A 24400-nucleotide genomic window follows, 5' to 3' on the forward strand; every position below is an offset into this window, starting at 1 on the left:
AGGTTAGTCTTCCTAGCCTCAACCTACTCTGCTTTGATCCTTAGGCATAACTATCCAATTTTTTGTACAAGGTTCGTCTAAACGGATAGAACTTGAGTGCCTCATCCAACAAAATCACACTAAAGACCAATAACAGTGGTGCGTTAAAGTAAATCAACAACGCACACATTGGTATCGCAATCACCCATTGTGTGATCAAGTTAATCCGCACAATCAGGTAGCTCTCACCCATCGCACGAATCATATTGCCGCAGAACATATTATTCACACGGAAGATTGGGATAAGGATGTAAGAGGGCGCAATGATCGCCAATGCCGTGATCGTTTCTGCTGATAAGTTTGTATACAACTGCGGGATAAACAGACTGAAAATATAAAAAGTCGTCACCATTACTGCGCACATCATCCATGTCACTAGCTTCGTTTGTCTCACTAAGTTCGGAATGGACTTATAGTCTTCTTTACCCAGCGTTTGACTCACCAAAATCGTACTAGAGTGCGTCCAAGAGTTAACAAACATCGAGACTATTTTAACCCAAGGCAAAATAAGCGTAATCGCTGCATAAGAGGAAACGGGCAACTGGGCAAACAGCGCCTGAATCATGAGTAGCCCACCAAACATCACCGCGAAGTTTGCAACTATCGGGAGCACTTCATGAAAGTGCGCCACCACCGACGTACGACTCACCCGCATAAACCCTGCGATATGACCGTTAATGCGCTCTTTATTAAGCTGAATGGCGAGGTAAACAAAACGCACAATGATTGCTACCGCACTACCCCAAGCAGCTCCGACTAAACCTAGCTCTGGCGCGCCCCATAAACCATAAATAAGCGCCGCACTGCACACTATATTTAATGGTATTTCAATCATAAAACCGTAGAGTGGGATACGCGTCTTTTTGGAGGAGTTGAAGTACGACACGATGACTTTAGTCAGTGACGAAAACAGCACTACGATCAGTGAAATGGTGACGTATTCGATCGCTAGTAGCGCGACATTATCATCATGCGTAATCAGGTGAATAAGCGCATCTACACCAAACCATAAAGCAATGATGGTAAATAGACCAAAGCCTACGCTAATAATCCAACCCGACGTTGCCTCAAGCCCAACCTTGTTTATATCACCCGCGCCCACCGCTCGCGATAGCACTAGCTGCGTACCGTTACCAATCGCCATTTGAATACTGACCAAGAAAGCGATTAGCGCACCACCGATACCAAACGCAGCCACAGGAATGTCGCCTAAGGCCGCTATAAGCAACAGGTCAACAATGGTGATTGATTGCATAAGCACTGCATTTATCGCCATTGGCCATGCGACAGAGGCAATACCCCACAAGGTTTTTTTATCTAAGTTTTTAAAGATTTGCATTTGCCACTTCTACAGAAAGGGGTCTGTTCGAGCGTAGTCGCTCCAGATAGAAGGCGATTATAGCTTATATGCTAGCTATAGTTTGTATTGGGAGTTATTTGCTGGGCTTCCTGTCACTCCAAACATTCCGCAGCATGGCGCCAGTAGCGAACCCAAAAGGAAACCGCAGAGATAGTTGTACACCCAGCCGACCTATTTGCGATGACTCATCGCGTAGCAAAATTGAACCAATATGGTGCAGCACTGCAGGGGATATTTGACTCATCAACGCATTTTGTCCATCATCAGTGGGTGGTCTTGTGTTTACAGGTACAGCACAGGCCTCCGTTAAGCATATCTACGAGTTGTTGAATCTGGCATGATAAATGTATAAAACCTTGTTGATGATTTAATTTATGTGCAGTATTGGTTAATACTTAGTACGTACATAGCGGGAAAGCGAAAATACTTATGACAGCAATTTTAGATGTTCAGAACATTCATAAACACTTTGGGCAACTTGAAGTATTACGCGGAATATCACTGACAGCGAATGCAGGAGACGTCATTTCAGTGATCGGTTCCTCTGGGTCCGGTAAGTCGACATTCTTACGCTGCATTAATTTATTAGAAATGCCAGACCAAGGCTCTGTCAGTTTGCATGGTAAAGCCATCACACTGAAAGAGAATAAAAAAGGCGAGCGCATCGCTACCAACGCAAAACAAGTCCAAGAACTACGTACTAAAGTAGGAATGGTGTTCCAGCAATTCAATTTGTGGGCACACTTAACCATTCTTGAAAATGTCATGGAAGCACCCGTCCGTGTATTAGGCGTATCAAAAGCAGAAGCAAATGATATAGCCATGACCTATCTAGAGCAGGTAGGAATCGTCGATAAAGCCGATTCCTACCCTTCGTTCCTATCCGGCGGCCAACAGCAACGTGTGGCTATCGCACGCTCTTTAGCGATGCAACCAGACGCTATCCTGTTTGATGAGCCAACCTCAGCACTTGACCCTGAGCTAGTGGGCGAAGTACTGGGTGTTATGCGCAAACTTGCCGACGATGGAATGACCATGGTCGTGGTTACTCACGAAATGGCGTTTGCCAGAGACGTTTCAAACCGAGCAGTCTTTTTGCACGAAGGACTGATTGAAGAGCAAGGCAACCCTACCGACCTGTTTGGCTCGCCACAGTCGGAACGTTTACAACAGTTTTTATCAAATACTGTTTATTGATCGCTTATTTACAAAGTAAATATTTAAAAACCAACGGAGTAGAGAAAATGACTAAAAAATGGTTATTGTCAGTAGCATTAAGCGCAACACTTTTAAGTGGTTCTGTATTAGCAGCGGATACCTTACGTATCGGAACGGAAGGCGCATATGCACCTTACAACTTCGTCAATGATGACGGCAAGCTAGCAGGTTTTGAGATCGACCTAGGTAACGCGTTGTGTAAAGAAGTTGATATGGAATGTGAGTTCGTCAAAAATGATTGGGATTCAATCATTCCAAACCTAATCGCAGGTAACTACGACATCATCATGGCAGGTATGTCGATTACTGATGAGCGTAAAAAGACAATCGCATTTAGTGATGAATACAAAGCGGTAGATCCTTCAATCTACGCAGCACTAAAAGACACTAAAGTCGATTTCGAAAAGCTAGATGGCAAGAGCATCGGTGTTCAAGGCTCAACTATTCAAGCCTCTTTCCTTGAAGAGAAATATGGCAAAACTAGCACTATCAAGTCATATGGCAAGCCAGACCAAGCCGTTGCTGATTTAGCCGCTGGTAACGTTGATATTATGCTAGCTGATGGCGAGTTTGTAAGAACAGTCACGGATGGTTCTAATGGCATGTTAGTGGTTGTTGGCCCAGAAGAAATGATCGGTGGTGGTATCGGTATTGGTATGCGTCAAGATGCAGAAAAGCTGAAAGACACACTAAACGCAGGTATTGCAGCAATGAAAGCTGACGGCCGTCTAGATGAGATCATGGTTAAATACTTTAAAGATGTTAAGCCTTACAAGACAAACTAATTTACGCTGACACCTAGGTAAATAACTGCCTTTGCTCTGTTGGTTACACAATAGGGCAAGGGCAGACTAGTTGCATTACTTCCTCTTACAAGGCACACCCATGATAGAACTTATTCCCGATTGGCTGGGTAACTGGCTTGGTCAAGATGGTCTAGACACCATCAAATATTTGACCAATGGCAAGCACATGGCTTGGTACAGCAGTGTTAAGTTCACGCTGATTGCGGCTGTTCTTGGTGGCGTGTTAGCCGTATTCTTCGGTTTAATGGGCGCTGCAATGAAGCAATCTAAAATTGCACCATTGCGTTGGATTGGAAATATTTACACCACCATGGTTCGGGGTATTCCCGACGTATTATTCCTACTCTTTTTTCCGCTAGCCCTTGAGCAACTCGCTGAGCTAGTGATGGCCTATATGTACTGCTCACCAGAACAGTGGAGCAACGCGACAGGCTGGCCCGTGTGCAGAGAAGCACAGTGGCTACTATCCACCAACGAATACTTACTGATGGCCTGTCTATCGTTTGGTATCGTGTTTGGCGCGTTTGCCGCCAACGTCATTTATGGCGCAATGCAAGCCGTACCAAAAGGCCAACTCGAAGCTGCAGAAGCGTTTGGCTTTACAGAAAAACAAATTTTATGGCGTTTTCAAATCCGTCAAATGTGGGTTTATGCACTTCCCGGACTGTCTAACGTCTGGCTACTATTGCTGAAAGCCACCTCGCTATTGTCCTTACTACAAATCACCGATATCGTGTCCTGGGCAGATCGCTTAGGCGCACCTAACTACCTTTCGATGGCTGGTTTAGTCCACCCCGATTGGCGTTGGAAGTACTACTTGGTGTTATTTATATTCTATATTTTACTAACGATGATATCCGAACGCTTCTTTGCCTTTTTGCAAGTGCGCGCGAGTCGCGGCATGGCGAGGAGTAACTAATGGATTGGTTAATGAGTACGCCGTTTGTACAAGACATTGTCATCCTATTTAAGCCTGCGCTCTATAACATTTACTTTGCGCTGGTATCGATCCCGTTTGGCTTTCCTTTAGCTATTTTATTAGCCCTCGGTAAAAACAGCCGCAACCGCCTAATTGCTTCGTTTTCAAAAGTGTATATCTACGCTTTTCGAGGATCGCCGTTGTTCATCCAGTTCTTTATGTTTTACTCCATATCGCTGGCGTGTAACCAGTCGCTTTGGAAACCATTAGGACTCGATGGGTTGATGTTGAACCCACTGTTTATTGGCCCGCTGGTGTTGATTTTAAATACTAGTGCCTACGCCGCTGAAATATTTTACGGTGCACTACAGACGATTCCAAAAGGCGAGATTGAAGCATCACGCGCCTTAGGAATGACTAAGTGGCAAGAATTTCGTACCACAACATGGCCCAACATGTTACGACTCGCGTGGCCTGGTTACACCAATGAAGTGGTGTTTTTATTCCATGCGACAGCCATTGTCTACTTCACACTACCCGTGATTAATGACCAAAAAGACCTATTGAATAAAGCAGGCGAGCTCTTTGAAAAAGACTACAACTTGTTCCTACACTTCTCCGTGGCGGCGTTGTACTTCCTCGTAATTTCGATGATATTGTTTTACCTGCTTAACTTGGTTAATAAGTACTTAAACCGACACCTAAAAGTCCGTAGTAACTTAAAAATTAAGCCTAGTTACATTCGTTAAATACTGAGATTTACCATGTCATTTGAAAAGATTACTCACACCATTCGTGGTGACGCACCCGGCAACTCCACTGAGTTAACCTACTTTCGAATAGGGCCTGAAAACGCTGAGCGTAAAGTGTTTTTACAAGCGGCACTTCATGCGGATGAGCAACCGGGTATTTTGGTGCTTCACCACCTACTCAAGCTGCTTAAACAAGCCGACAGTGACGGTCAGTTAGCCGCAGAGTTTGTTGTTTTCCCGATGGTAAATCCATTGGGTATGACTGATATTGGTTTCCGTCAACACCAAGGTCGTTACGACCGAGCAACAGGCGTTAACTACAACCGCAACTGGCCAGACTTGTATCAAGTCATCGAAGATAAAGTCGCTGATGTGCTGAGTGACGACACAACTAAAAACATCCAAGCAGTGCGACAGTTACTGGCTGAATGGTTGGAAACGAGTCAGCCTTGTAGTGCCTTAGAACACCAGCGTCATTGCGTTATGCAGCAAGCGTTTAATGCAGACTACGTGCTGGATTTGCACTGTGACAATGATGCGTTGGCACATATCTTTACCGCACCTCAGTCAGTTGACGTGATGCAGTCGTTATCTGACTGGATGGGCGCGGCAGCAACACTAACGACAGAAGATAGCGGTGGTGGCTCGTTTGACGAAGTGTGGTCACTGCTTTGGAACAAATTAGCCAAGGCGTATCCTGATAAAAATATCCCGATGGCCTGTCACTCAGCAACACTAGAGTACCGTGGACTCTCTGATGTATTTGACCCGCTGAATAAAGACGATGCAGAGCGCTTATATGGCTTCTTACAGGGTCAGTCGTTGATCAGTGGCGAGCTAATACGCCCTTGCCCACCTGCGACAGCTAAAGCGACCGACTTAGCGGCTACGGAGATGACTCGCGTCACTGAAGCAGGTTTACTAGCTTATAAAGTTGAGCTGGGTGATGTCGTTAAGAAAGGTGACGTGCTGGCTGACTTGATTGCGCTGGATGGTGAAGAAGCTTTTGTGAAGCGTACGCCTATTTTAGCGGGTACTGATGGGGTCATTTTATCGCGCAATAATCAGAAATATGTATGGCCGGGAAGCTCTATTGCTAAGGTTGTTGGTACAGAGGTTTTAGACTCTCGTACGGGTAGTTTGTTGGTTGACTGAGTAGTTGCTTCTGAAGCAACTTCATTAAGAACAACAAAAATAGCACCGCCACCTCAAATATCCAGTGACTCCTGACTCAATAGTAACTTAACGCTGAAAATGTCTTAAAATAAAAAGTTTGCAGACAAATATGTATCAGATTAATAGCTGGAAAATCTATAAACGCCCTTCTTATATTGCAATTAGACGGGGCTGTAGATAGCAATTGGACGCTATACTAGATAGCAATTGGACGCTATACTAGATAGCAATCGGACGACAGTCTGGCAAAAAAATTACCGTAGCTATGAATTCAAAATTTCTACCTCGATACCTACAATCAAAGCTAAAGATAGCGCTGAGTGACACCCCTGTAGTATGTATATTAGGTGCTAGGCAGTGCGGTAAAACAACACTCGCACAACAGTTCGACAGCCAAAGGACATACATAAACTTTGACGACAACGCGATTCTTACTGCCGCAAAGCAAGACCCTACAGGCTTCATCGCTGGACTTCCTGAGAAAGTTATACTTGATGAAATTCAACGTATACCTGAGTTAATGCCTGCAATAAAAGCCAGTGTTGATCAGCAACGCACACCAGGTCGTTTCTTGCTAACAGGTTCGGCTAACCTACTTTTATTACCACGAGTGCAAGAGTCACTGGCTGGACGTATGGAAGTTCTCAACCTACAACCTCTCACCGAACAAGAAAAACATAGGAGCCAACATAGTTTTCTAGCAAGGCTATTGGATAGACCACTAACGGCTAAAATCATTGGTGAGCAAGCAGGTATCAATGGCGTTGCAGAAGCCGTTTGTAGAGGCGGTTACCCTGAAGCTAACTCACGTAATGAAGTCCGATCTCGCCAATGGCATACGCAGTACCTTAAAGCCATCATTCAGCGTGATGTGAAAGACATAGCCAATATTCGTGACGAAAACGAGTTACTCCGTGTCACACAAGTTTTAGCGTTACGTACAGGAACATTGCTAAATATCAGCAGCCTGTCTAATGAGTTAGATATAAGTAGAGCAACAGTTGATAAGTACATCACCGTACTAGAGCGTCTTTTCTTAGTAAAGCGACTACCAGCATGGCATAAAAACCAAGTTAAGCGATTAGTCAAAACACCTAAAATTCATTGGGTGGATAGTGGCTTAGCCTCAACTTTACACTCTGTTAAAACCTCTGACTGGTTCGACCACAAAGTTAACTTTGGCGCACTACTGGAAAGCTTTGTTGTTCAACAAATCATTGCACAGGCGGGTTGGCTAGAAGAACCACCACGGTTTAGTCACTATCGCGATAAGGATCAGGTAGAAGTTGACCTTGTCATTGAACAAGGAAGAAAGGTTTGGGGAATTGAAGTCAAAAAGGCTGCGAGTATTCAAGCGAAGGATGGCCTCGGGCTATATAGACTTGCAGCACAATACGGTGATCAATTTCAGGGTGGTATTTTGTTTTACTGTGGGAATAACTGCTTACCACTTGCGGAGAAGAATTGCTTTGCAGTGCCTATAAGTTGGCTTTGGGAATTGCCTACGAATTACTGAATTACATTCATACATCTATTGGTATCAAAAAAGGTTCTATCATATCAACAAAACAGCAGCTATACAGTGACAAAAGAAACTCACAGGTTGTTTAAATTAATTAAAAAGAAACCTATAGGTTTCTTTTTTGGAATATAATGAAACCTATAGCTATCTAAAAAGGTTTTATTATGTCTTCCATATTCCAAGTATTAAAGCGCCAACAGACTGAAAAATCACTTGAAATATGGCGCTCAACACAACTTTCAAGGACACCTAATCAAGGCTGGGTTCGCACAATAAGAGAAGCACTGGGAATGACAGTGGACTCTTTAGCTGTGCGCCTTGGCATCACTCCTACTGGAGTCCGAAAGGTTGAGAACTCAGAAGCCGCCAACACCATAACTTTAAAATCTCTAATGAAAGCAGCTGAAGCGCTAGACTGTGAACTACGATACTCCTTAGTACCAAAGTATTCATTAGAAGAAATGCGCGATAGGCAAGCCACAAGAAAAGCGAAAGAACAAATACAGTCAATTGGACACTCCATGAAACTGGAAGACCAAGAAGTCGATAGTGCATCACAAAAATTACTACTAGAAGAACTAAAGAAAAGCTTGCTTGAAGGTAACGGAAAGGAGCTTTGGAAATGATATTTGAATACCCTGAAGGCTCTACACCACTCAACGCTGATGAGTCTGCTGGCTTAATTCCTCAACACATCACCATCCAGAGCGAGTTAAACACTTGGGAAGAAGCCAATATCATTGAAGGTGAACGTTGGGCTTTGCGCCAAAAGAAAGCACAGCTATTAACTGAAGGCTTTGTTAGATCGCTTCATAAAAAGATGTTTGATCAAACGTGGGAATGGGCAGGCACCTTTCGCTCAAGTAATAAAAATATCGGTGTTGAGTGGTCTCAAGTATCAATGCAGCTACGCAACCTACTAGACAACGCTCAATACCAACTTGATAACGACGTTTACCCTGAACACGAATTAGCCGTTCGCCTTCATCACCAACTAGTCTTTATTCACCCTTTTCCAAACGGCAATGGAAGACGTGCCAGATTACTTGCTGATTTATTATTGGTTAATCATGGAGAGCCAAGGTTAACTTGGGGAAGTCGCACAACTCTGACTGCATCTGGGGATGTACGGAAACAATATATTGAAGCTTTGCGTGCAGCTGATCGAGGTGATATTACGATGCTATTAGAGTTTTCATCAACTTAAAGTCAGATCCATGTCCGAGCGCTTAACGTCATCAAAAAAGCCGCCCCTTGGTTACAAGGAGCGGCTTTTTGTTAGCAACAGTCTTTGTTACTTATGAGCATCGAATGCTTTGTTTTCATGTTTCATGATAGAGGCTATCAGCGCTACAACAATAGCGCCGCAGCCAAAAGCAAAGATGGTCAATGCCGCTGGATTATCAGCAAACGTAAAGTAGGCTGAAACATCTTCCCAAGAGGTAATAGAGGTTCCCATAATTAAGCTCCTTGTGGTTCTGGGTTAGCGAGTTTGTTTGGTACTTCACCAGCCGCACTTGCTGGTACACCTGCCTCAGGATAAGGCTTAGCTAGGATTTCAACTTCATCAATACCGATGTCTTCGCACTTCTCAGGTACACGTAATGCGTTGAATTTCTTCAGTAGGAAAGAAAGCCCATATCCCGGAAGGAAACCGACCACTACCATTACTGCTGCTGAGATCAATTGACCGCTAAAGCTGATTGCAGGATGGCCTTCTACATTAGGTGTGCCGCCAGCAAATACGCCGACTAGAATAACTGCAATAACACCTGTGAAGCCGTGAACTGATACCGCACCCACAGCGTCATCAACGCCCATTTTCTCAAGCATTTTAGCGAAGTAAACCGCTGCGATACCCATGCACGTTGCGATGATAAATGCTAATCCCGGATCGTAAAGGTCAAGACCTGCAGCAACCGAGATGATACCGACCAGTCCACCAGACATCGTCCAGAAAGGATCACGAGAAGCGATGTAGCAACCGATGATTCCACCAGCGAAGCCCATTAACGTATTGAAGGCAAATGCCGATAAGTTAGTTGGATTACCGTAGATGGTAGTCCAGCCTGTCTCTCCACCGTTGAAGATGATGCAGCCGCCAAGGAAGCCGAAGAAACCAACAATGATCAGCATCAAACCGATCAAGGTCATTGGTAAGCTATGTGGTGCAATGGTTTGAGCAACGCCATTAATGAACTTACCTTTACGTGCGCCAAGGTTCAGCAATACACCCAAAGTAAAGAAGCCTGCGACTGCATGTACCACGCCTGACGCACCTACGTCATGGTAGCCCAGCTTAGTCAGCAACCAACCATCTGGATGCCATCCCCAAGCACCAGCAAGAATCCATACGCCGCTACCTAAAACAACCGTCAAGATTAGGAAAGCACTTACACGGATACGCTCAATCACTGCGCCAGAAAGAATAGAACCGGTGGTCGCACCAAACAATGCAAAGGCCGCCCAGAAAACACCCGTGCCTAAGTCTTTTACATCAGGCCCCATGCTTTGTGCCCATGGTAAGGCAGCCGAAGCATCAACCGGGATAAGACCACCTGGGAATGCGTTATAGATCCACCAGCCAAACAGGTAGAACGTCGGAATAATTACCGCTAGCGCAAGAATGTTTTTGATACCTGCTGCTAATGCGTTTTTAGCGCGAGATGCGCCCATTTCATAGGCCAGAAAGCCAGCGTGTATTAAAAACATAATGCCAGTACACCACCAATAGAACACTTCCATGTTCATTGATTGGTGCATTTCAAAAACCTTTTGCTGAGCCTCAAGCGCGGCTTGCAAGGATTCTAGGGTTGGTGTTTCAGTCATTTGAATACCCTCAGTGTGTTGGTTTGGTTGGTTTAGGAATAAGGAAGTTGCGGTGTGTTTCTGCTCCATCAATGACGGGGTCTTGGGAGCGTTCTTTCAGCTGCACACCAGACAGTTGGCGTGAGCGTGATTCTTTAAGCAGGTAAATTGCCTTGCGCACAGCGTCGGGGTAAATCAGGCCTGCTTTTCGGATATTGGAAATACAGTTGCGGCTAGCGTCAGTCAGTCCGACACGAGGAGACCACGTCAGGTAGAGTCCTAAGCTATCGGGAGAGCTAAGGCCGGGGCGTTCGCCGATTAATACCAGCACAGTGCGCGCATTGAGTAGTTCACCGACCTCATCGCCAATGGCAACACGCCCTTGTTGGACGACGGTTAGCGGAGCGATAGACCACTCTTGCTTGTCTTGTTTTAAGGCGCTGAGTAACTCAGTCAAAAACGGGGAAATATTTTCGCTGATGGCACGTGATGACAATCCATCAACAATCACAATAGCCAAGTCAACGTCACTTTGAATTTCTGAAACGCGACCTCTTAATAAATCTGCTGATGATGCGTCGAGGCGACGGCCAAAGTCAGGCCGTTGCAAATAAGTTTTTCTATCGCTAGCCTGACTGTGTATTTGTAGTGTGTCCGCCAATTCAAAGGTTTCAGCGAGCGGCTTTAGCTGTTCTTCTAGTACTTGCACATCCAATGGCGTATGAACCGCATCTTGCGCTTGAGCATGTGCCAGTTGAAAATCGAGCAAAGCATTAGTTGGCAAGCTCACGCCTGCGCGGCCAAGCCCAATGCGCGCATCGGTATAAACACGCAAGGACTGCCAAAGGTTGTTGGTGACGATGTCAGGCGTTTTGTTATCACTCATCAGAGGTTTCCCTCATGTGCTAATTTCAAAGAGCCCGCGAAAGAGGCGGGTAGCGCGTTATTCAAGGTAAAACGACTGTTCTCTTCGATGATTTGCATTTTTGCTAGCCACTGCTCGAACTCTGGCGCAGGGCTAGACCCCAATGCACGACGCAGATAAAGCGCATCGTGAAAGGAGGTGGTTTGGTAGTTGAGCATGATGTCGTCAGAGCCAGGAATGCCCATAATGAAAGTACAGCCAGCAACACCTAACAAGGTCAGCAAGTTGTCCATATCATTTTGATCAGCCTCTGCGTGGTTGGTGTAGCAGATGTCACAGCCCATAGGCAGTCCGAGTAGCTTGCCGCAGAAGTGATCTTCGAGACCTGCACGGATAATTTCTTTACCGTCAAACAAGTATTCAGGGCCAATGAAACCAACCACGGTATTGACCAATAGCGGTGAAAACTTCCGTGCGACAGCATAGGCTCTAACTTCGCAGGTTTGTTGGTCTAGTCCGTGGTGTGCATTGGCCGACAACGAGCTACCTTGGCCCGTTTCGAAATACATGACGTTATCGCCAACCGTGCCACGCTCTAGCGATAGTGCTGCATCTTGTGCCTCTGCCAGTGTTGAGAGGTTGAAGCCAAAGCTACTATTAGTGGCTTCAGTACCGCCAATGGATTGGAAAACAAGGTCAACAGGTGCGCCTTGTTCGATCGCTTCTAAGGTGTTGGTGACGTGAGTGAGTACGCAAGATTGTGTTGGTATCTCATACTCTTGAATGACTGAGTCCATCAGTTTCATTAGGTTTACTGCTTGCGCGACATTGTCAGTAGCGGGGTTGATACCAATGACCGCATCACCACTGCCATAGAGCAAACCATCCAAAATACTAGCGGCAATGCCCGTGACATCATCCGTTGGGTGGTTAGGCTGCAAGCGCGTTGAGAGGTTACCGGGCAAGCCAAGCGTGTTACGAAATGCGGTGGTGATATGGCATTTTTGCGCGACCAAAATCAAATCCTGATTGCGCATGATTTTGCAGACTGCTGCCACCATTTCTGGAGTAATACCTGCTCGAATTGACGTTAAACTGTCAGACGTTGCCGCGTCACTGAGTAGCCAGTTACGGAAGTCACCAACTGTCAAATGGGAGATCGGTGAAAAGGCATCTAGATCGTGTTCGTCCATGATGAGGCGAGTCACCTCATCCTCCTCATAAGGTATTAGCGCTTCGCTTAGGAATGTTTTTAAAGGCACTTCTGCGAGCACCTGTTGCGCGACAGCGCGTTCCTCTGAAGACTCTGCGGCAACACCTGCAAGATAGTCACCAGAGCGAGCGGGTGTCGCCTTAGCCATTACATCAGCGAGATTGCTAAAGCTGTAGGTGCGCGTCCCGAGTACGTAGCGGTAACTCGAGCGTCCTGTGCTTGTTTGATGTAATGAATCTTGCATAGTTTTCCTTATATTCTGGAATGAATATTGCTTGTTAATAAAGTATCAAAGAGCCGTTTTCGGTGGTTATCGAAAATTGGCAAAACTGAATAGTGTAATAAATTCAGTTATTTAGGTTATATATTGATGATTTTTTGTTAAATCTGATAATACTAGGCGCACACATGAAGCACCCCCATTTCACCCCCGATGCACCAATCAAGCGCAACTCAATGACCACGGCAACAGCCGATGATGCGAATGAACACGCCAGTAATTTGACCAATTGGGAGCAGTGTTACGACCAGATTAGCTCAGGCCAATTTCATGGCAGCATCACTGAGATAGCGTTTAATGGCTTGCAGGTATTTCATGAATTCACGAGTCATCAGCTACACCAAAACTGTAATGTTTGGCCAGATAGTATTTGGCTGGGTATCGCGGCAAATAAAGGCTCGGACAGTCGTATTAATGGTATTAGCTTAGGCGATAATGACTTGATGTGCCGTCCGGGTAATCGTGAATTTGAGCTAATTACACCGCAAAATCATGATATTTACGGGATAGTGGTGCGTAAGGAAGAGATGATGTGTAGCGCTGATAGTCAGGGTATGGATATAAATTGGAGTGACTTTGCTACCTATGAGCGCTTGGCGATTCCAGAAAGCTTCATGGCGAATTTACGATTTCTACTTCATCGGTTGCTGCGTGAAACAACGGTATTACCCGGTGCAAAATTGCAGCAGGACATTATTACCATGGCTTTGCTAGAGATTTTGCAGAGTCAGCAACCTTGTGCAGAAACCGCGCAGAGTTATACGCGACGCAAGCAGGTGGTAGACAGAATCACTGATTATTTAGAGGCGAATAAAGATAGGCCGATTCAAATTACCGAACTGTGCAAAGCAGTGGGTGCGAGCCGTCGAACGTTGCAATATAGCTTTGAGTCTATTGTGGGGATTAGTCCGATACAGTACTTACGTGCGACCCGACTTAATGGGGCGCGACGTAGCTTGTTGGTTGCTCGTGCGGAGACAACTGTGGCGGATGTTGCGGCTGACTGGGGCTTTTTACACTTAAGCCAATTCACTAAAGATTATCGAGAGTTATTTGGTGAGCGGCCTTCTGAAACGCGGGAGCGTTGGGCGGCGTAGTTTCTTAAAGTGGCGTTTTCTAAGTGATCACTACAAGCCACCTATGTTTCCCATGAAACATATTTCAGAGATTAAACTACGGCTTTTCAGATAATCTATATCCGTTCGTCATCGGTTAACCCACCAATTCGTCGATAGCACTCAAGTCTTCTTCTAGGTCATAGTCTGCGATTGCAACACCTAGAAAGCCTAATAGCTTCATGGTCTCCCGCTGACTTTTTCCTAATGAACGACTGAGTTGACCTAAGCTAAGGTCACCGTTTTGGAAGCCTTTTACGGAGCACCAAGTCTTTAAACCTTGATCCATAACGCTGTCAGTGAAAGGTAGCGCTAACCCTACTGGCTGGCCGTGCTTAGTTATGAGTGCGTAGTCATTTTGCCTGAAAGTTTTAGAAAGCTTATCGGGATTGGTTTGGAGTTCTTTTATTTCTATGACTTGCATTGGTTATACTCCTTTTAAGAGGTACAGCTATATCTTTGGTATGATCACAAAGGTAATATCTGGGAAGGGTTATAAAATGAAATACGCCTGCAAATACAATATCATCCGCTTTCAGCCCTATGCTGAAACGCAAGAGTTCGCCAATATTGGTGTCGTACTCTTTGTGCCTAAAACTGGCAAATTCATTTTCAAATTACTGCCTCAAAATACTTACGGTAGAGTTACTAGCTTCTTTTCAAAGCTAGATAAAACAATCCTTCAAAATACCTTAAGCATCCTAAAGGATGAGCTTACACGCATACAAAAAATGGCTAACGACTATCATAACTTCGAACAAATTTATGATGAGTTGGTTAGATCAAGAGAAGGCGTTATTCAATACAGTGATCATTTTGCACGATTAGCTGAAGACCCTCAAAGCACGACTGATGCCCTATTTGAACACTATGTTCATCATGCATTTACCAATGAAACTGGGCATGAAGAAAAAATGCGAGCGAGTATTACTCAGCTTTTGAGAACTCATAAATTAGTGGGCAGATATAAAAAGGCTTCTTTGGGCTCTGACTACTATGAAGTTAATTTGCCATTTGTTCACGATAATGGTGATAGGCCAGCTGTAATCAAACCTATTCATTTTAAACATGCTGACTCAACAAAGCTGTTTGATCATGGCTTACAGTGGCTAACCAAAATGGACCAACTGTTTCGCATGAAGGTGACTACACCTGACAACGTGCTATTTACTTTCCAAGCACCAGCTCATAAGAAAGGTAAGATTTACGACGCCTATGAGAAGGTTAGCGAGCAGATCAAAGAGTCTGGTATTACTATGCTAGATATTGAAGACAAAGCTAATATTGCTGAGTTCGCTCAACATCATTAAAACAACTAGCTGTATCACTGACAGTTAGGAGTTTTGCTGAGTTATAGTCTAGCTATGGATAAAAAACAATTGCCAGCTACGACGCTAACTACCAAGCAGTAGCAAAGCTACACCACTTACTGTCGCCTACTTGGTTGTATGAACTCATCACCAAGCACTTCTCAAAAGGCAATGTGGTACTTGATGTCGGTTGTGGTACAGGCAGGGACTGCGATTGGCTATCTCTCAACGGCTATTTAACCACTGGTGTTGATGCATCGACTGGCATGCTTAACCTAGCCAAAGACAGCTACCCCAACATCAGCTTCATACAAGACTCACTACCCAAGTTAACCACTATAAAAACCGAGCAGTTCGCGAATGTGTTGTGTTCGGCTGTCATCATGCACTTGCCAGAAGATCAACTAGAAGAAACCGCTACTAACTTGCTTCGTGTTACCGAAATAGGTGGCTGCGTACTCATTACCTACCGTGGCTCGCCTTCTGACGATAATAGAGAGTCTGGAAAGCTGTATACGCCATTAGCACCCAACACACTCATTCAAACCTTTGAGCGCCTTGGTGCAACGCTTGTCAGTCATGCGCAAAACACCGAGGAAGAGCGCGGGCATGTTTGGAATAACTTGGTGTTTAGAAAGTAGTGGTAACGCCTAATGTTTCCCATGAAACATGCGCACTTGCCATCTATCGCTTTGAGTATTAATCTGACATAACAGCTTGCTAGTTTTCTCTTCGGAAGTATCACTCCACATAATGTCATCATACTCACCACAGCTTCCACAACACTCAAAACTAGACGTCGCAGCACTCTCGCGCTTATTTAAAAGTACCTCGACTTCCTACAAGTTTCTCTTCTTTTTAGCGATTTTAAACACACTTCAAAGCACACACAGAAAAGAAGGCGAACCTGTTCGCTTTGCTTTGGAAGATCTCGCGGTCGAAATGGCACTGCTTAGCTGGTATCCAATACAGTTTTATAAGCTCTCATTCGGTTGGCAAGATCAAGTCGCTAAGATCATTAGTCAATTGCAGTTTGACCCGTCGTTTAAAGCCATCACTAGTACAAGAGGGCAAACGCAGCTAAGAGCGGCAATCAAGGAACAAGCTAAAGACATTGGGCTTTACTCATTACTGAGATTTGTCCCGTACCGTCTGCTATCACCTTTTTATAGTGCTGAGTTAAGCGGTATTCCTGAGAAGAGAAAGAATGATGCGATTGCTGATCTAGCAAGCCAATACAACACTCAAACTATTCCACTCTACAGTTTCGTTCAAGATCAAGACCAAGCCTGTATACAGATACACCCTGAGTGGGTTAACTACCTGCTACAAGCGGGGAACATCACCATAGTTAAAGACTGGACGCTGATGGGCTGGATTAGCTATCTACAAAAGCGTAACCCAAATACACCTGCCATTATCAACAAAGTATTGCCGCCGATTAAGCGCTCGTCGTTGAGTTCGCAAACCAGCTTCTGGAAGAAAATCATCGAGGCCGATGCTGGCCAAGACTTACGCTGTATATATTCGAATGAGCCGTTGCTCAATCAATCATTCTCGCTAGATCACTTTCTGCCGTGGACTTTTATCTGTCACGACCAGATCTGGAACCTTTGTCCTGTGACTCCATCATCAAATTCGTCAAAAGGGAATAAGCTGCCTGCGGATGACTATGTTGAGAAGTTTATTCAGCAGCAGATTCAGGCGTTAGAGGTTAGCTCGAAAGTAATGTCAGCTAAGAGTTGGGATAAGATCACAGAGTCTTATGCGATGGATTTGCGCCTAGATCCTAAGTTGTTGCTGGACGAGAACGCAGTTCGGGATGCTTATACAGGTGTTTTAATGCCGATGATGACACTGGCTAAGACGAGTGGGTTTGAGGCGAGTTGGCTTTATAAGAACGAACCTCACTCATCAGAAAATAACATTTAAAAAGACAGCTTATTTCACACTGGTACTATCAGGTTTGAAAATAAACTCTTTATTGAATCCTCATTAAATTCAATTTCAGATGATTTATAAGTTGGTACATTTTCAATAATTTCTTCAGCAACCTCTTCTTCTTCCAAATTATTAATTCGATCTTCAATTACTGTTTCAGCATCATCATATGAGTACTCCGAAACACTAGAAAGAGTTTTTAGTGACTCCAAATACTCTAATAATTCATCCTTTGTTTCATAGTTATCAATATGACTTTCAACTAATTCAAATTCTTGAGAAATTTGATTATCTATTTTATTGTAAACTATACTCTTTATATCATCATACATATGATCATCTATATTACGTTTAAGCGCTATTTTTTCATCAACATCTCTCACCTCAGTAAGAGACAGTTCCAATCTTGACTCTACTAATGCCAATAAGCTAAACATCACTGTTTTTACTTCCAACAGCTTTTTAAAGCGTTCCCCCTGAGTATCTTCCGATAACTCAAGCGATTCTGCTTCCTCAATTATATAATCAAGGCTAGATTTAACCATATAATAAATATACGGTAAATTATTTGCCTCCGAGCCCTCTAATAATATTGAATTATTTTTAAGAATATCCGAAATCTTTTTAAGAAATAGCACTTCTTCTGAAGCGTACCACCAATTTAAAAGTAGCTCTAATCTTTTTATAAAACTTAAATTATCATAACTATAAGTGTTTTTTCTAATTGAGGGAAGGTTAGAAAAAACTGTATCCAAATCATGAGAAAATTCTAAAAAATTTAACGCCAGTTCACCTCTCTTTTCATTACCATAACCCATTACTTGATCTGTATATTTCCATAAATTATTAGCCCAACTCGGACACCATATATCTTTGGTAAGTATAGATAGTAGGTTTAGATCTCTTAAGTTTTCTTTCAGAAAATCTCTAATAGATGGATTTATAAAATCTATTTTTTTATTCTCAATTTTTATAAACCCAGACTCTAGAATCTGTATGGCCTCTTCAAAATCATTTAACCCCAAAGGCTGATTGTAATGGATACTAATTACTCTATGCACTTTATCATATGATTTTTTCAAACTATCAATTGAAGCTCCATATTGGTTACTAAAATATAATGTTATCAATAAATCTTGAGACTTAGGGCTCAAACCTCTATACGGCTTTTTCCACACTACATCAGGTTTTTTTAATATATTATGTATATGTTCTGGGTAGTCAACAGCTTCTATTTCTTCAGGCATATCACTTGAAACATAGGAAATAAGCCGAGGGTTATAGTTTGGATGGTCAATAATAGTTTTTAACCAATCTCCTTCAAGCAGAGCCGCAAAGTGTTTCTGGCTTAAATTCGACACATTTAAATGCTGATAAAAAATTGATGCTTTAATACGCCTAGTATAAATACCAACATCTAAAATATACTTAGCAAGCTGAAAACGACTATGGTCAATATAATCCGAAACCAATCTCGCCTCCTCAAATATATGAGACCTCGTAGTGAGAATAAACCTAGCATTCTTTGATTTTTTAATTCGATTTACAAAAGTAGCAAGCTCGGAGTCTTGTTCTGATAAAGATCTCTTACGTAACTCTATTCTCCCTAAAAAATCATCAAAGTAAAAGACTATAGGCTTATCTTTGCCTATTTTTGAAAATCCTTCTTCCAACGATCTGATCGCAAAAAAACTAAAATCGTTACCCAGGTATTTATATGAGACCATCTTTGCTAAGGTTGTTTTTCCTACTCCTGGTGGTCCCGAGATGATTAAGACTTTTTCACTTTCAAGCTTTGACAAAGCCTCATCAAAGCTCTTGTTTGTAACATACATCTTAACCTGATCTAAAATTTCCTCTTTAGTAGCTTTAGTAAACTCCTCTAAACCCGAGTGTAGTACTTTTTCTAGTATCGCTGTCCCTGACAACCAGAGTTTAAAGTGTGACTTCAATATATCTGGGTGGGTTCTCAAAGCTCCTTCAATATCCTTTTGAGTCCAAAGGTCTTCGTCATACAGCAAATAAGGATCAAGAATTTTTTTCAGTTTATCCCATTGAGTCTTCGACAGAAGCTGGGATGTAAAAAACAAGTACCTCTTGGGTTTTAGTCTCTTTAAGTTTTTAACTTCTTTCTTAACAGCAGATACTAAAGAATCAAAACTTGAGCCAACATAATGCTTACATTGAATAACAGTTAAGTCATCCCCTTTCGAATGACGACCATCTTCACCACCATCCGCACCTGGCCCAAAAGCGGAAAACCTCATACCTGTTTCATATTTCGCAATATCTAAACAAAGGTCTTCGAAATCTTCCCAAGAGAGGTTAGTTAAGTCGCTCATAAAAATCCTTAAGTACAAAAAAAGTTAGTTCTTTTGATCGCAAGTTATTGATAAGCATATTAACAGAGGTTAACTAAGGAGTGTAAAAACTAACCTTAATCCAAACCTTAAACACAAAAAAGCCCGACAATCGCCGGGCTTAAAATGCACTTCTAGGGGTTCGGATTAACGAATTAATCCCATTTCAGCGCGCCGCCCGTTTGGTATTCAGTAACACGCGTCTCAAAGAAGTTTTTCTCCTTCTTCATGTTCGCCTGCTCATCCAACCAAGGACTGCGATTTTGTGCGCCTGGGAACGGCTCTTCAAGACCTAACTGACGCGCACGACGGTTAGCAATGAATCGGAACTGTTCAATATGGTCATCAGCGTTATAACCTAAGATAGGCTCGCGTAATATGTAACGTGCGTAGCTAATTTCAGCTGCTTCCGCTTCATCCCACATTTTACGAATCTCTTTAGGATCAAGCTTCACATCATTCTCAATCAAGATCTGCTTAACAACACGGATACCAAATGATGCGTGCATCACTTCATCACGCATGATGTATTGAAGCTGCTCAGACGTACCCTTCATCAATCCACGACGCTGTAGCGAGAAGATTGGTGTAAAGCCGTTGTAGAACCAGCTGCCTTCAAAGATGCCTGAGAAGAACATGTATGACATAACAAAGCTGCTTAGGTCATCTTGGTTAGTCAGATCCATGTCAGAGCGCATAACGTCATTCAAACGACGGTTAGCTAGCTGAATCTTCTGGTTGATCTCTGGCACAACACGGTAACGGTTATAAATCTCAGCCTGATCGATACCAAGGGTCTCGATGCAATGCTGGTATGTCCATGTGTGTAGCGCTTCTTCGTATACCTGACGTGCCTGATAAATCTGTAGCTCAGGCGCTGTCATCTTCTCCATCACAGCTAGGCCGATGTTACGCATCGCCATGATGTCAGATGTTGTTAGGTAAGCCAGTACGTTTTCATAAACGTGTTTTTCAGCATCGGTCAGGGTGTGGTTGTAGTCATGTACATCCTGAGCCATGTTGATGTCTAGCGGTGTCCAATGGTTCTTGTTGGCGTTAAGGAAATAATCCCAAGCCCAAGGGTATTTGAACGGTGCTAGCTGGTTTATGTCACCTTGACCATTGATTACACGTTTGTCTTCTGAACTCACGGCAGTCATGATCTTGCCTGTAACACCAAGCTGCTCTGCTTCCTGTTCCATGCCTAGTACGGCACTTTCAGTCACAGGCTCACTAGCAGGCGTTACCGCCGGCTTTGGTGCTTCAGGAGCAGCAGCGGCTTTCGCCGCTACTGGTGTAGACGTTACGCTAGACTCCTCGGACAGCACGGAGCTGCTCGAGTAGTTACCAAATGCTGTCGCAAGCTTTTCGGCAGGAGTCGCGCTAGCGCCTGTATTATTCGCCGGTTTTTTTGGCGCTATCGGATTGTCCCAATTTAGCATGGTGCGTCGTTCTCCTTTTTTGACGGCTCGCATTTAAGCGAGCTGCCGTACTTGTTTTAGTTCGGTTGGTACGAGTCAATTTACGAGTTACTGGCATGCATCACACTCCGGGTCTAGGATAGAACAGGCACTTGGGGCCGCGTTTGGCGCCACAATATCCGTAACTCCACGCGTAGATGCAACAGGCTCGTTACCTGACTTTTCCATAGCCGTAGCACCTAACGAACGAAGGTAGTAAGTCGTCTTTAGACCACGGACCCAAGCAAGTTTATACAAGTTGTCCATCTTTACGCCAGAAGGCTCAGCCATATAAAGGTTTAATGACTGACCTTGGTCAATCCACTTTTGACGGCGGCTTCCTGCTTCAACCAACCAACGAGGGTCGATTTCAAACGCGCTCGCATACTTCTCACGTACGTTTGCAGGGATACGATCTATCTGCTGCAAGCTTCCATCGAAGTATTTCAAATCGTTGATCATGACGTCATCCCACAGGCCAAGGCTCTTTAGCTCTTCAACCATGTATGGGTTAACGACGGTAAATTCACCTGACAAGTTCGACTTAACGAACATGTTTTGGTAAGTCGGTTCGATTGACTGACTCACGCCACAGATGTTTGAAATTGTTGCTGTTGGTGCAATCGCCATTACGTTTGAGTTACGCATGCCGTGCTCTTGAACACTTGCACGCAACGTATCCCAATCCAATGTCTGCGACTTATCAACTTGTAGGTAGTCTTCACCACGCGCTTCTTGTAGTAACTCTAGTGAGTCGATTGGCAAGATGCCTTGATCCCACAAAGAACCTTTGAAGCTTGGGTATGCGCCACGCTCTTTAGCAAGGTTGTTAGATGCTGTGATTGCGAAGTATGAAATCGCTTCCATGCTGTTGTCAGCAAACGTGACCGCGTCTTGTGATGCGTATACTAAGTCTTGCTTGTAAAGTGCATCGTGGAAGCCCATCAAGCCCATTCCAACTGGACGATGCTGTAGGTTTGAACGACGCGCTTGTGGCACGCTGTAGTAGTTGTAGTCGATGACGTTGTCTAACATGCGCATTGCCGTGTTAACTGTCTTCTCCAACATCTTCATATCAATACCGTCAGCAGTTGTGTGCTTAGCGATGTTGATAGAACCTAGGTTACATACTGCAATCTCGTCTTCGTTTGTGTGAAGCATGATTTCAGTACATAGGTTTGAGCTGTGAACCACACCTACGTGTTGGTTGCTGTAACGAATGTTGCATGGGTCTTTGAATGTGATCCAAGGATGACCTGTTTCAAACAACATGCCTAACATTTTACGCCAAAGGTCTAGTGCCTTCAGTGTCTTTGTTAGTTTGATCTCACCGTTAGCGGCTTTCTCTTCGTATTCTTTGTACTTCGCTTCAAACGCTAAGCCTGAAAGGTCGTGAAGGTCAGGGCAGTCGTCTGGTGAGAACAGAGTCCAGTTACCTTCTTCTGCTACACGCTTCATGAATAAATCAGGAATCCAGTTTGCGCTGTTCATATCGTGCGTACGGCGACGATCATCACCTGTGTTCTTACGTAGCTCGATAAACTCTTCTACGTCGATGTGCCACGTCTCAAGGTATGCACAAACTGCACCCTTACGCTTACCACCTTGGTTTACGGCTACAGCAGTGTCATTCGCGACTTTAAGGAACGGTACAACACCTTGTGACTTACCGTTAGTACCCTTGATGTGTGAGCCAAGACCACGAACTGACGTCCAGTCATTACCCAAACCACCTGCGTACTTAGATAACAATGCGTTATCTTTAATAGCATCGTAGATGCCCGCTAGGTTGTCAGGCAGTGTCGTTAGGTAGCATGACGACAACTGTGGACGAAGTGTTCCAGAGTTGAATAGTGTCGGCGTACTGCTCATGAAGTTGAAGCTAGACAGTAGGTCGTAGAACTCAATCGCACGAGTTTCGCGATCAACTTCGTTGATTGCCAAGCCCATTGCTACACGCATAAAGAAGATCTGTGGTAGCTCAAAACGAACGTCGTCAACGTGTACGAAGTAACGGTCGTATAGTGTTTGTAAGCCAAGGTATGTGAACTGCTGGTCACGCTCTGGCTTCATTGCCGCACCTAACTTATTTAGGTCATAACGGCTTAGCTCGTCGTCGATTAGCTCTAACTCAACTGACTTACGAATGTATTTACCCAACATTTCAGGGTAAAGCTTCTTCATTTCAGCTTGCGTTGCGTCTGTAGGACGACCGTTTAGCAGCGTTAGCGCTTCAGTACGGATAGAGTCCATCAATAGGCGAGCAGCGACTTGTGAGTAGCTAGGATCTTTTTCGATCATCACACGAGTAGACATAACGAAAGCAGAGATAACGTCTGTCTCTTTGATGCCGTCGAATAGGTTACGCATACTTTCTGCAAGTACCGCGTCACCGTCAACACCACTCAAACCAGCAACGGCTTCTTTAACCACTTTCTTTAGACGCTTTTCGTCTAATGGCTTACGCTCGCCAGTCACTGTTGTTACGTGAATAACCGCTTTCTTTACTGCGCCTTTGCCTTTCTTAGGTGCTGCTTTACTTTCTTTCTCAGCACGTAAGCGTGAACGCTCTTCACGATACAGTACATAACTACGTGCAACCTTTTGCTCACCCGCACGCATAAGTGCTAGTTCAACTTGGTCTTGTACGTCTTCGATATGCACTACTCCACCATCCAACATACGACGGAACAGTGAGTCAAATACTTGAGCAGCAAGGTCTTTTACTTCGATGTGTACGCGAGATGAAGCAGCGACTACGCCACCTTCAACTTCTAGGAACGCTTTAGTAAGTGCCACTTCGATTTTGTTAACATCGAAAGGGGTCACACTTCCATTACGACGGATGACCTTATAGATAGAATCAGCAACTACAACGTTATTAGTAGCAGTGTTTGTGTTTTGTACAGGTGCGCCTGATGTTATCGACAAGTCGTCGCTAGCAGTACTCATGTAGTCTCTCCGATGTTCTCTAAAGCCCAGGAAGCAGTTGCTGCAACCTAAAAAATAATAAAATGTTTTTTTAAGCAGTGATGATTAAAAATCAGACCACTTGTTTATTCAGGCCAAGATTATAACATGGTATTTTATAATTTACATTATGATTAAATAACCATAGGATGTGTTTCTCACCCAACATAACCACTACATGATGTGTATTTCTTACTGAATAATCTGTGAGAAAGCTGTGGATAACTATTTATAACTTTGAATCTAGTGACTCACAATTCAATAACTACAAGCCACTAGATTTGCT

The 24400-nt window shown here is 43.9% G+C and carries 21 protein-coding genes; 12 read left to right on the forward strand and 9 right to left on the reverse strand.

Annotation, left to right across the window (positions count from 1 at the left end):
• Positions 1 to 40: 40 nt before the first annotated feature.
• On the reverse strand, positions 41 to 1378 hold the full coding sequence (locus DKT75_RS07040) for an MATE family efflux transporter (RefSeq protein ID WP_109822716.1): 1338 nt from the start codon (positions 1376 to 1378) through the stop codon (positions 41 to 43).
• A gap of 450 nt (positions 1379 to 1828) precedes the next feature.
• Here DKT75_RS07040 and DKT75_RS07045 point away from each other — a divergent pair, with 450 nt between their 5' ends.
• The 8 genes from DKT75_RS07045 (at position 1829) to DKT75_RS07080 (ending at position 8999) form a co-directional block, all read left to right on the forward strand.
• Entirely contained in the window at positions 1829 to 2596 is a 768-nt protein-coding gene (locus DKT75_RS07045) for an ABC transporter ATP-binding protein (protein WP_109822717.1), read from the forward strand.
• Positions 2597 to 2643: 47 nt separating this feature from the next.
• On the forward strand, positions 2644 to 3402 hold the full coding sequence (locus tag DKT75_RS07050; RefSeq protein WP_109822718.1) for a transporter substrate-binding domain-containing protein: 759 nt from the start codon (positions 2644 to 2646) through the stop codon (positions 3400 to 3402).
• Between the two features lie 100 nt (positions 3403 to 3502).
• Positions 3503 to 4342 carry an ABC transporter permease subunit gene (locus tag DKT75_RS07055; RefSeq protein WP_109822719.1) on the forward strand — a complete coding sequence of 280 codons (840 nt, stop codon included), beginning with the start codon at positions 3503 to 3505 and terminating at the stop codon, positions 4340 to 4342.
• Entirely contained in the window at positions 4342 to 5091 is a 750-nt protein-coding gene (locus tag DKT75_RS07060; RefSeq protein WP_109822720.1) for an ABC transporter permease subunit, read from the forward strand. The genes DKT75_RS07055 and DKT75_RS07060 overlap by 1 nt, the downstream gene beginning before the upstream one ends.
• A 15-nt stretch (positions 5092 to 5106) precedes the next feature.
• On the forward strand, positions 5107 to 6249 hold the full coding sequence (locus DKT75_RS07065; protein ID WP_109822721.1) for a succinylglutamate desuccinylase/aspartoacylase family protein: 1143 nt from the start codon (positions 5107 to 5109) through the stop codon (positions 6247 to 6249).
• A gap of 286 nt (positions 6250 to 6535) precedes the next feature.
• A complete protein-coding gene (locus DKT75_RS07070; protein ID WP_109822722.1) occupies positions 6536 to 7786 on the forward strand; it encodes an ATP-binding protein in 1251 nt (416 codons plus the stop codon).
• Positions 7787 to 7956: 170 nt separating this feature from the next.
• Complete coding sequence (locus DKT75_RS07075) at positions 7957 to 8418, forward strand: mobile mystery protein A (protein ID WP_109822723.1); 462 nt, start codon at positions 7957 to 7959, stop codon at positions 8416 to 8418.
• Complete coding sequence (locus DKT75_RS07080) at positions 8415 to 8999, forward strand: mobile mystery protein B (protein ID WP_109822724.1); 585 nt, start codon at positions 8415 to 8417, stop codon at positions 8997 to 8999. Before DKT75_RS07075 ends, DKT75_RS07080 begins: the two co-directional genes overlap by 4 nt.
• Before the next feature lie 87 nt (positions 9000 to 9086).
• Here DKT75_RS07080 and DKT75_RS21880 read toward each other — a convergent pair whose 3' ends face one another.
• From DKT75_RS21880 to DKT75_RS07095, 4 genes are read right to left on the reverse strand one after another with little or no spacing between them, the layout of a single operon-like run.
• Entirely contained in the window at positions 9087 to 9251 is a 165-nt protein-coding gene (locus DKT75_RS21880; RefSeq protein WP_170310660.1) for a hypothetical protein, read from the reverse strand.
• Positions 9252 to 9253: 2 nt separating this feature from the next.
• On the reverse strand, positions 9254 to 10621 hold the full coding sequence (locus tag DKT75_RS07085) for an ammonium transporter (RefSeq protein WP_109822725.1): 1368 nt from the start codon (positions 10619 to 10621) through the stop codon (positions 9254 to 9256).
• Positions 10622 to 10631: 10 nt separating this feature from the next.
• On the reverse strand, positions 10632 to 11486 hold the full coding sequence (gene eutC / locus DKT75_RS07090) for an ethanolamine ammonia-lyase subunit EutC (protein WP_109822726.1): 855 nt from the start codon (positions 11484 to 11486) through the stop codon (positions 10632 to 10634).
• Positions 11486 to 12922 carry an ethanolamine ammonia-lyase subunit EutB gene (locus tag DKT75_RS07095; RefSeq protein WP_109822727.1) on the reverse strand — a complete coding sequence of 479 codons (1437 nt, stop codon included), beginning with the start codon at positions 12920 to 12922 and terminating at the stop codon, positions 11486 to 11488. Before DKT75_RS07095 ends, eutC begins: the two co-directional genes overlap by 1 nt.
• 164 nt (positions 12923 to 13086) lie before the next feature.
• Here DKT75_RS07095 and DKT75_RS07100 point away from each other — a divergent pair, with 164 nt between their 5' ends.
• Positions 13087 to 14055, forward strand: coding sequence for a helix-turn-helix domain-containing protein (locus tag DKT75_RS07100; protein WP_109822728.1), 969 nt, complete (start codon positions 13087 to 13089; stop codon positions 14053 to 14055).
• Positions 14056 to 14170: 115 nt separating this feature from the next.
• Here the strand turns inward: DKT75_RS07100 and DKT75_RS07105 are convergent, their stop codons facing one another.
• Positions 14171 to 14497, reverse strand: a complete 327-nt coding sequence (locus DKT75_RS07105; protein WP_109822729.1) for a hypothetical protein — start codon at positions 14495 to 14497, stop codon at positions 14171 to 14173.
• Between the two features lie 76 nt (positions 14498 to 14573).
• Here DKT75_RS07105 and DKT75_RS07110 point away from each other — a divergent pair, with 76 nt between their 5' ends.
• From DKT75_RS07110 to DKT75_RS07120, 3 genes are all read left to right on the forward strand, one after another.
• Positions 14574 to 15383, forward strand: a complete 810-nt coding sequence (locus tag DKT75_RS07110) for a DUF3037 domain-containing protein (protein WP_158278807.1) — start codon at positions 14574 to 14576, stop codon at positions 15381 to 15383.
• Between the two features lie 134 nt (positions 15384 to 15517).
• On the forward strand, positions 15518 to 16024 hold the full coding sequence (locus DKT75_RS07115) for a class I SAM-dependent methyltransferase (RefSeq protein WP_158278808.1): 507 nt from the start codon (positions 15518 to 15520) through the stop codon (positions 16022 to 16024).
• Between the two features lie 112 nt (positions 16025 to 16136).
• Positions 16137 to 17315, forward strand: coding sequence for an HNH endonuclease domain-containing protein (locus tag DKT75_RS07120; protein ID WP_109822732.1), 1179 nt, complete (start codon positions 16137 to 16139; stop codon positions 17313 to 17315).
• Positions 17316 to 17329: 14 nt separating this feature from the next.
• On the opposite strand, the gene DKT75_RS07125 is transcribed toward DKT75_RS07120, so the two are convergent.
• The 3 genes from DKT75_RS07125 to DKT75_RS07135 form a co-directional block, all read right to left on the reverse strand.
• Complete coding sequence (locus DKT75_RS07125; RefSeq protein ID WP_109822733.1) at positions 17330 to 19666, reverse strand: nSTAND3 domain-containing NTPase; 2337 nt, start codon at positions 19664 to 19666, stop codon at positions 17330 to 17332.
• 173 nt (positions 19667 to 19839) lie between these two features.
• Positions 19840 to 21126, reverse strand: coding sequence for a ribonucleotide-diphosphate reductase subunit beta (locus tag DKT75_RS07130; RefSeq protein WP_109822734.1), 1287 nt, complete (start codon positions 21124 to 21126; stop codon positions 19840 to 19842).
• Positions 21127 to 21213: 87 nt separating this feature from the next.
• Entirely contained in the window at positions 21214 to 24096 is a 2883-nt protein-coding gene (locus DKT75_RS07135) for a ribonucleoside-diphosphate reductase subunit alpha (protein WP_109822735.1), read from the reverse strand.
• Positions 24097 to 24400: the final 304 nt, after the last annotated feature.

It is taken from the genome of Leucothrix arctica (assembly GCF_003172895.1).
In the GTDB taxonomy this organism is placed as follows: domain Bacteria; phylum Pseudomonadota; class Gammaproteobacteria; order Thiotrichales; family Thiotrichaceae; genus Leucothrix; species Leucothrix arctica.

What these genes read in the sequence shown, in the direction of transcription:
- DKT75_RS07040 (WP_109822716.1), bottom strand. Translation starts at nt 1,378, where the DNA reads ATGCAAATCTTTAAAAACTTAGATAAAAAAACCTTGTGGGGTATTGCC.
- DKT75_RS07045 (WP_109822717.1), top strand. Translation starts at nt 1,829, where the DNA reads ATGACAGCAATTTTAGATGTTCAGAACATTCATAAACACTTTGGGCAA.
- DKT75_RS07050 (WP_109822718.1), top strand. Translation starts at nt 2,644, where the DNA reads ATGACTAAAAAATGGTTATTGTCAGTAGCATTAAGCGCAACACTTTTA.
- DKT75_RS07055 (WP_109822719.1), top strand. Translation starts at nt 3,503, where the DNA reads ATGATAGAACTTATTCCCGATTGGCTGGGTAACTGGCTTGGTCAAGAT.
- DKT75_RS07060 (WP_109822720.1), top strand. Translation starts at nt 4,342, where the DNA reads ATGGATTGGTTAATGAGTACGCCGTTTGTACAAGACATTGTCATCCTA.
- DKT75_RS07065 (WP_109822721.1), top strand. Translation starts at nt 5,107, where the DNA reads ATGTCATTTGAAAAGATTACTCACACCATTCGTGGTGACGCACCCGGC.
- DKT75_RS07070 (WP_109822722.1), top strand. Translation starts at nt 6,536, where the DNA reads ATGAATTCAAAATTTCTACCTCGATACCTACAATCAAAGCTAAAGATA.
- DKT75_RS07075 (WP_109822723.1), top strand. Translation starts at nt 7,957, where the DNA reads ATGTCTTCCATATTCCAAGTATTAAAGCGCCAACAGACTGAAAAATCA.
- DKT75_RS07080 (WP_109822724.1), top strand. Translation starts at nt 8,415, where the DNA reads ATGATATTTGAATACCCTGAAGGCTCTACACCACTCAACGCTGATGAG.
- DKT75_RS21880 (WP_170310660.1), bottom strand. Translation starts at nt 9,251, where the DNA reads ATGGGAACCTCTATTACCTCTTGGGAAGATGTTTCAGCCTACTTTACG.
- DKT75_RS07085 (WP_109822725.1), bottom strand. Translation starts at nt 10,621, where the DNA reads ATGACTGAAACACCAACCCTAGAATCCTTGCAAGCCGCGCTTGAGGCT.
- eutC (WP_109822726.1), bottom strand. Translation starts at nt 11,486, where the DNA reads ATGAGTGATAACAAAACGCCTGACATCGTCACCAACAACCTTTGGCAG.
- DKT75_RS07095 (WP_109822727.1), bottom strand. Translation starts at nt 12,922, where the DNA reads ATGCAAGATTCATTACATCAAACAAGCACAGGACGCTCGAGTTACCGC.
- DKT75_RS07100 (WP_109822728.1), top strand. Translation starts at nt 13,087, where the DNA reads ATGAAGCACCCCCATTTCACCCCCGATGCACCAATCAAGCGCAACTCA.
- DKT75_RS07105 (WP_109822729.1), bottom strand. Translation starts at nt 14,497, where the DNA reads ATGCAAGTCATAGAAATAAAAGAACTCCAAACCAATCCCGATAAGCTT.
- DKT75_RS07110 (WP_158278807.1), top strand. Translation starts at nt 14,574, where the DNA reads ATGAAATACGCCTGCAAATACAATATCATCCGCTTTCAGCCCTATGCT.
- DKT75_RS07120 (WP_109822732.1), top strand. Translation starts at nt 16,137, where the DNA reads ATGTCATCATACTCACCACAGCTTCCACAACACTCAAAACTAGACGTC.
- DKT75_RS07125 (WP_109822733.1), bottom strand. Translation starts at nt 19,666, where the DNA reads ATGAGCGACTTAACTAACCTCTCTTGGGAAGATTTCGAAGACCTTTGT.
- DKT75_RS07130 (WP_109822734.1), bottom strand. Translation starts at nt 21,126, where the DNA reads ATGCTAAATTGGGACAATCCGATAGCGCCAAAAAAACCGGCGAATAAT.
- DKT75_RS07135 (WP_109822735.1), bottom strand. Translation starts at nt 24,096, where the DNA reads ATGAGTACTGCTAGCGACGACTTGTCGATAACATCAGGCGCACCTGTA.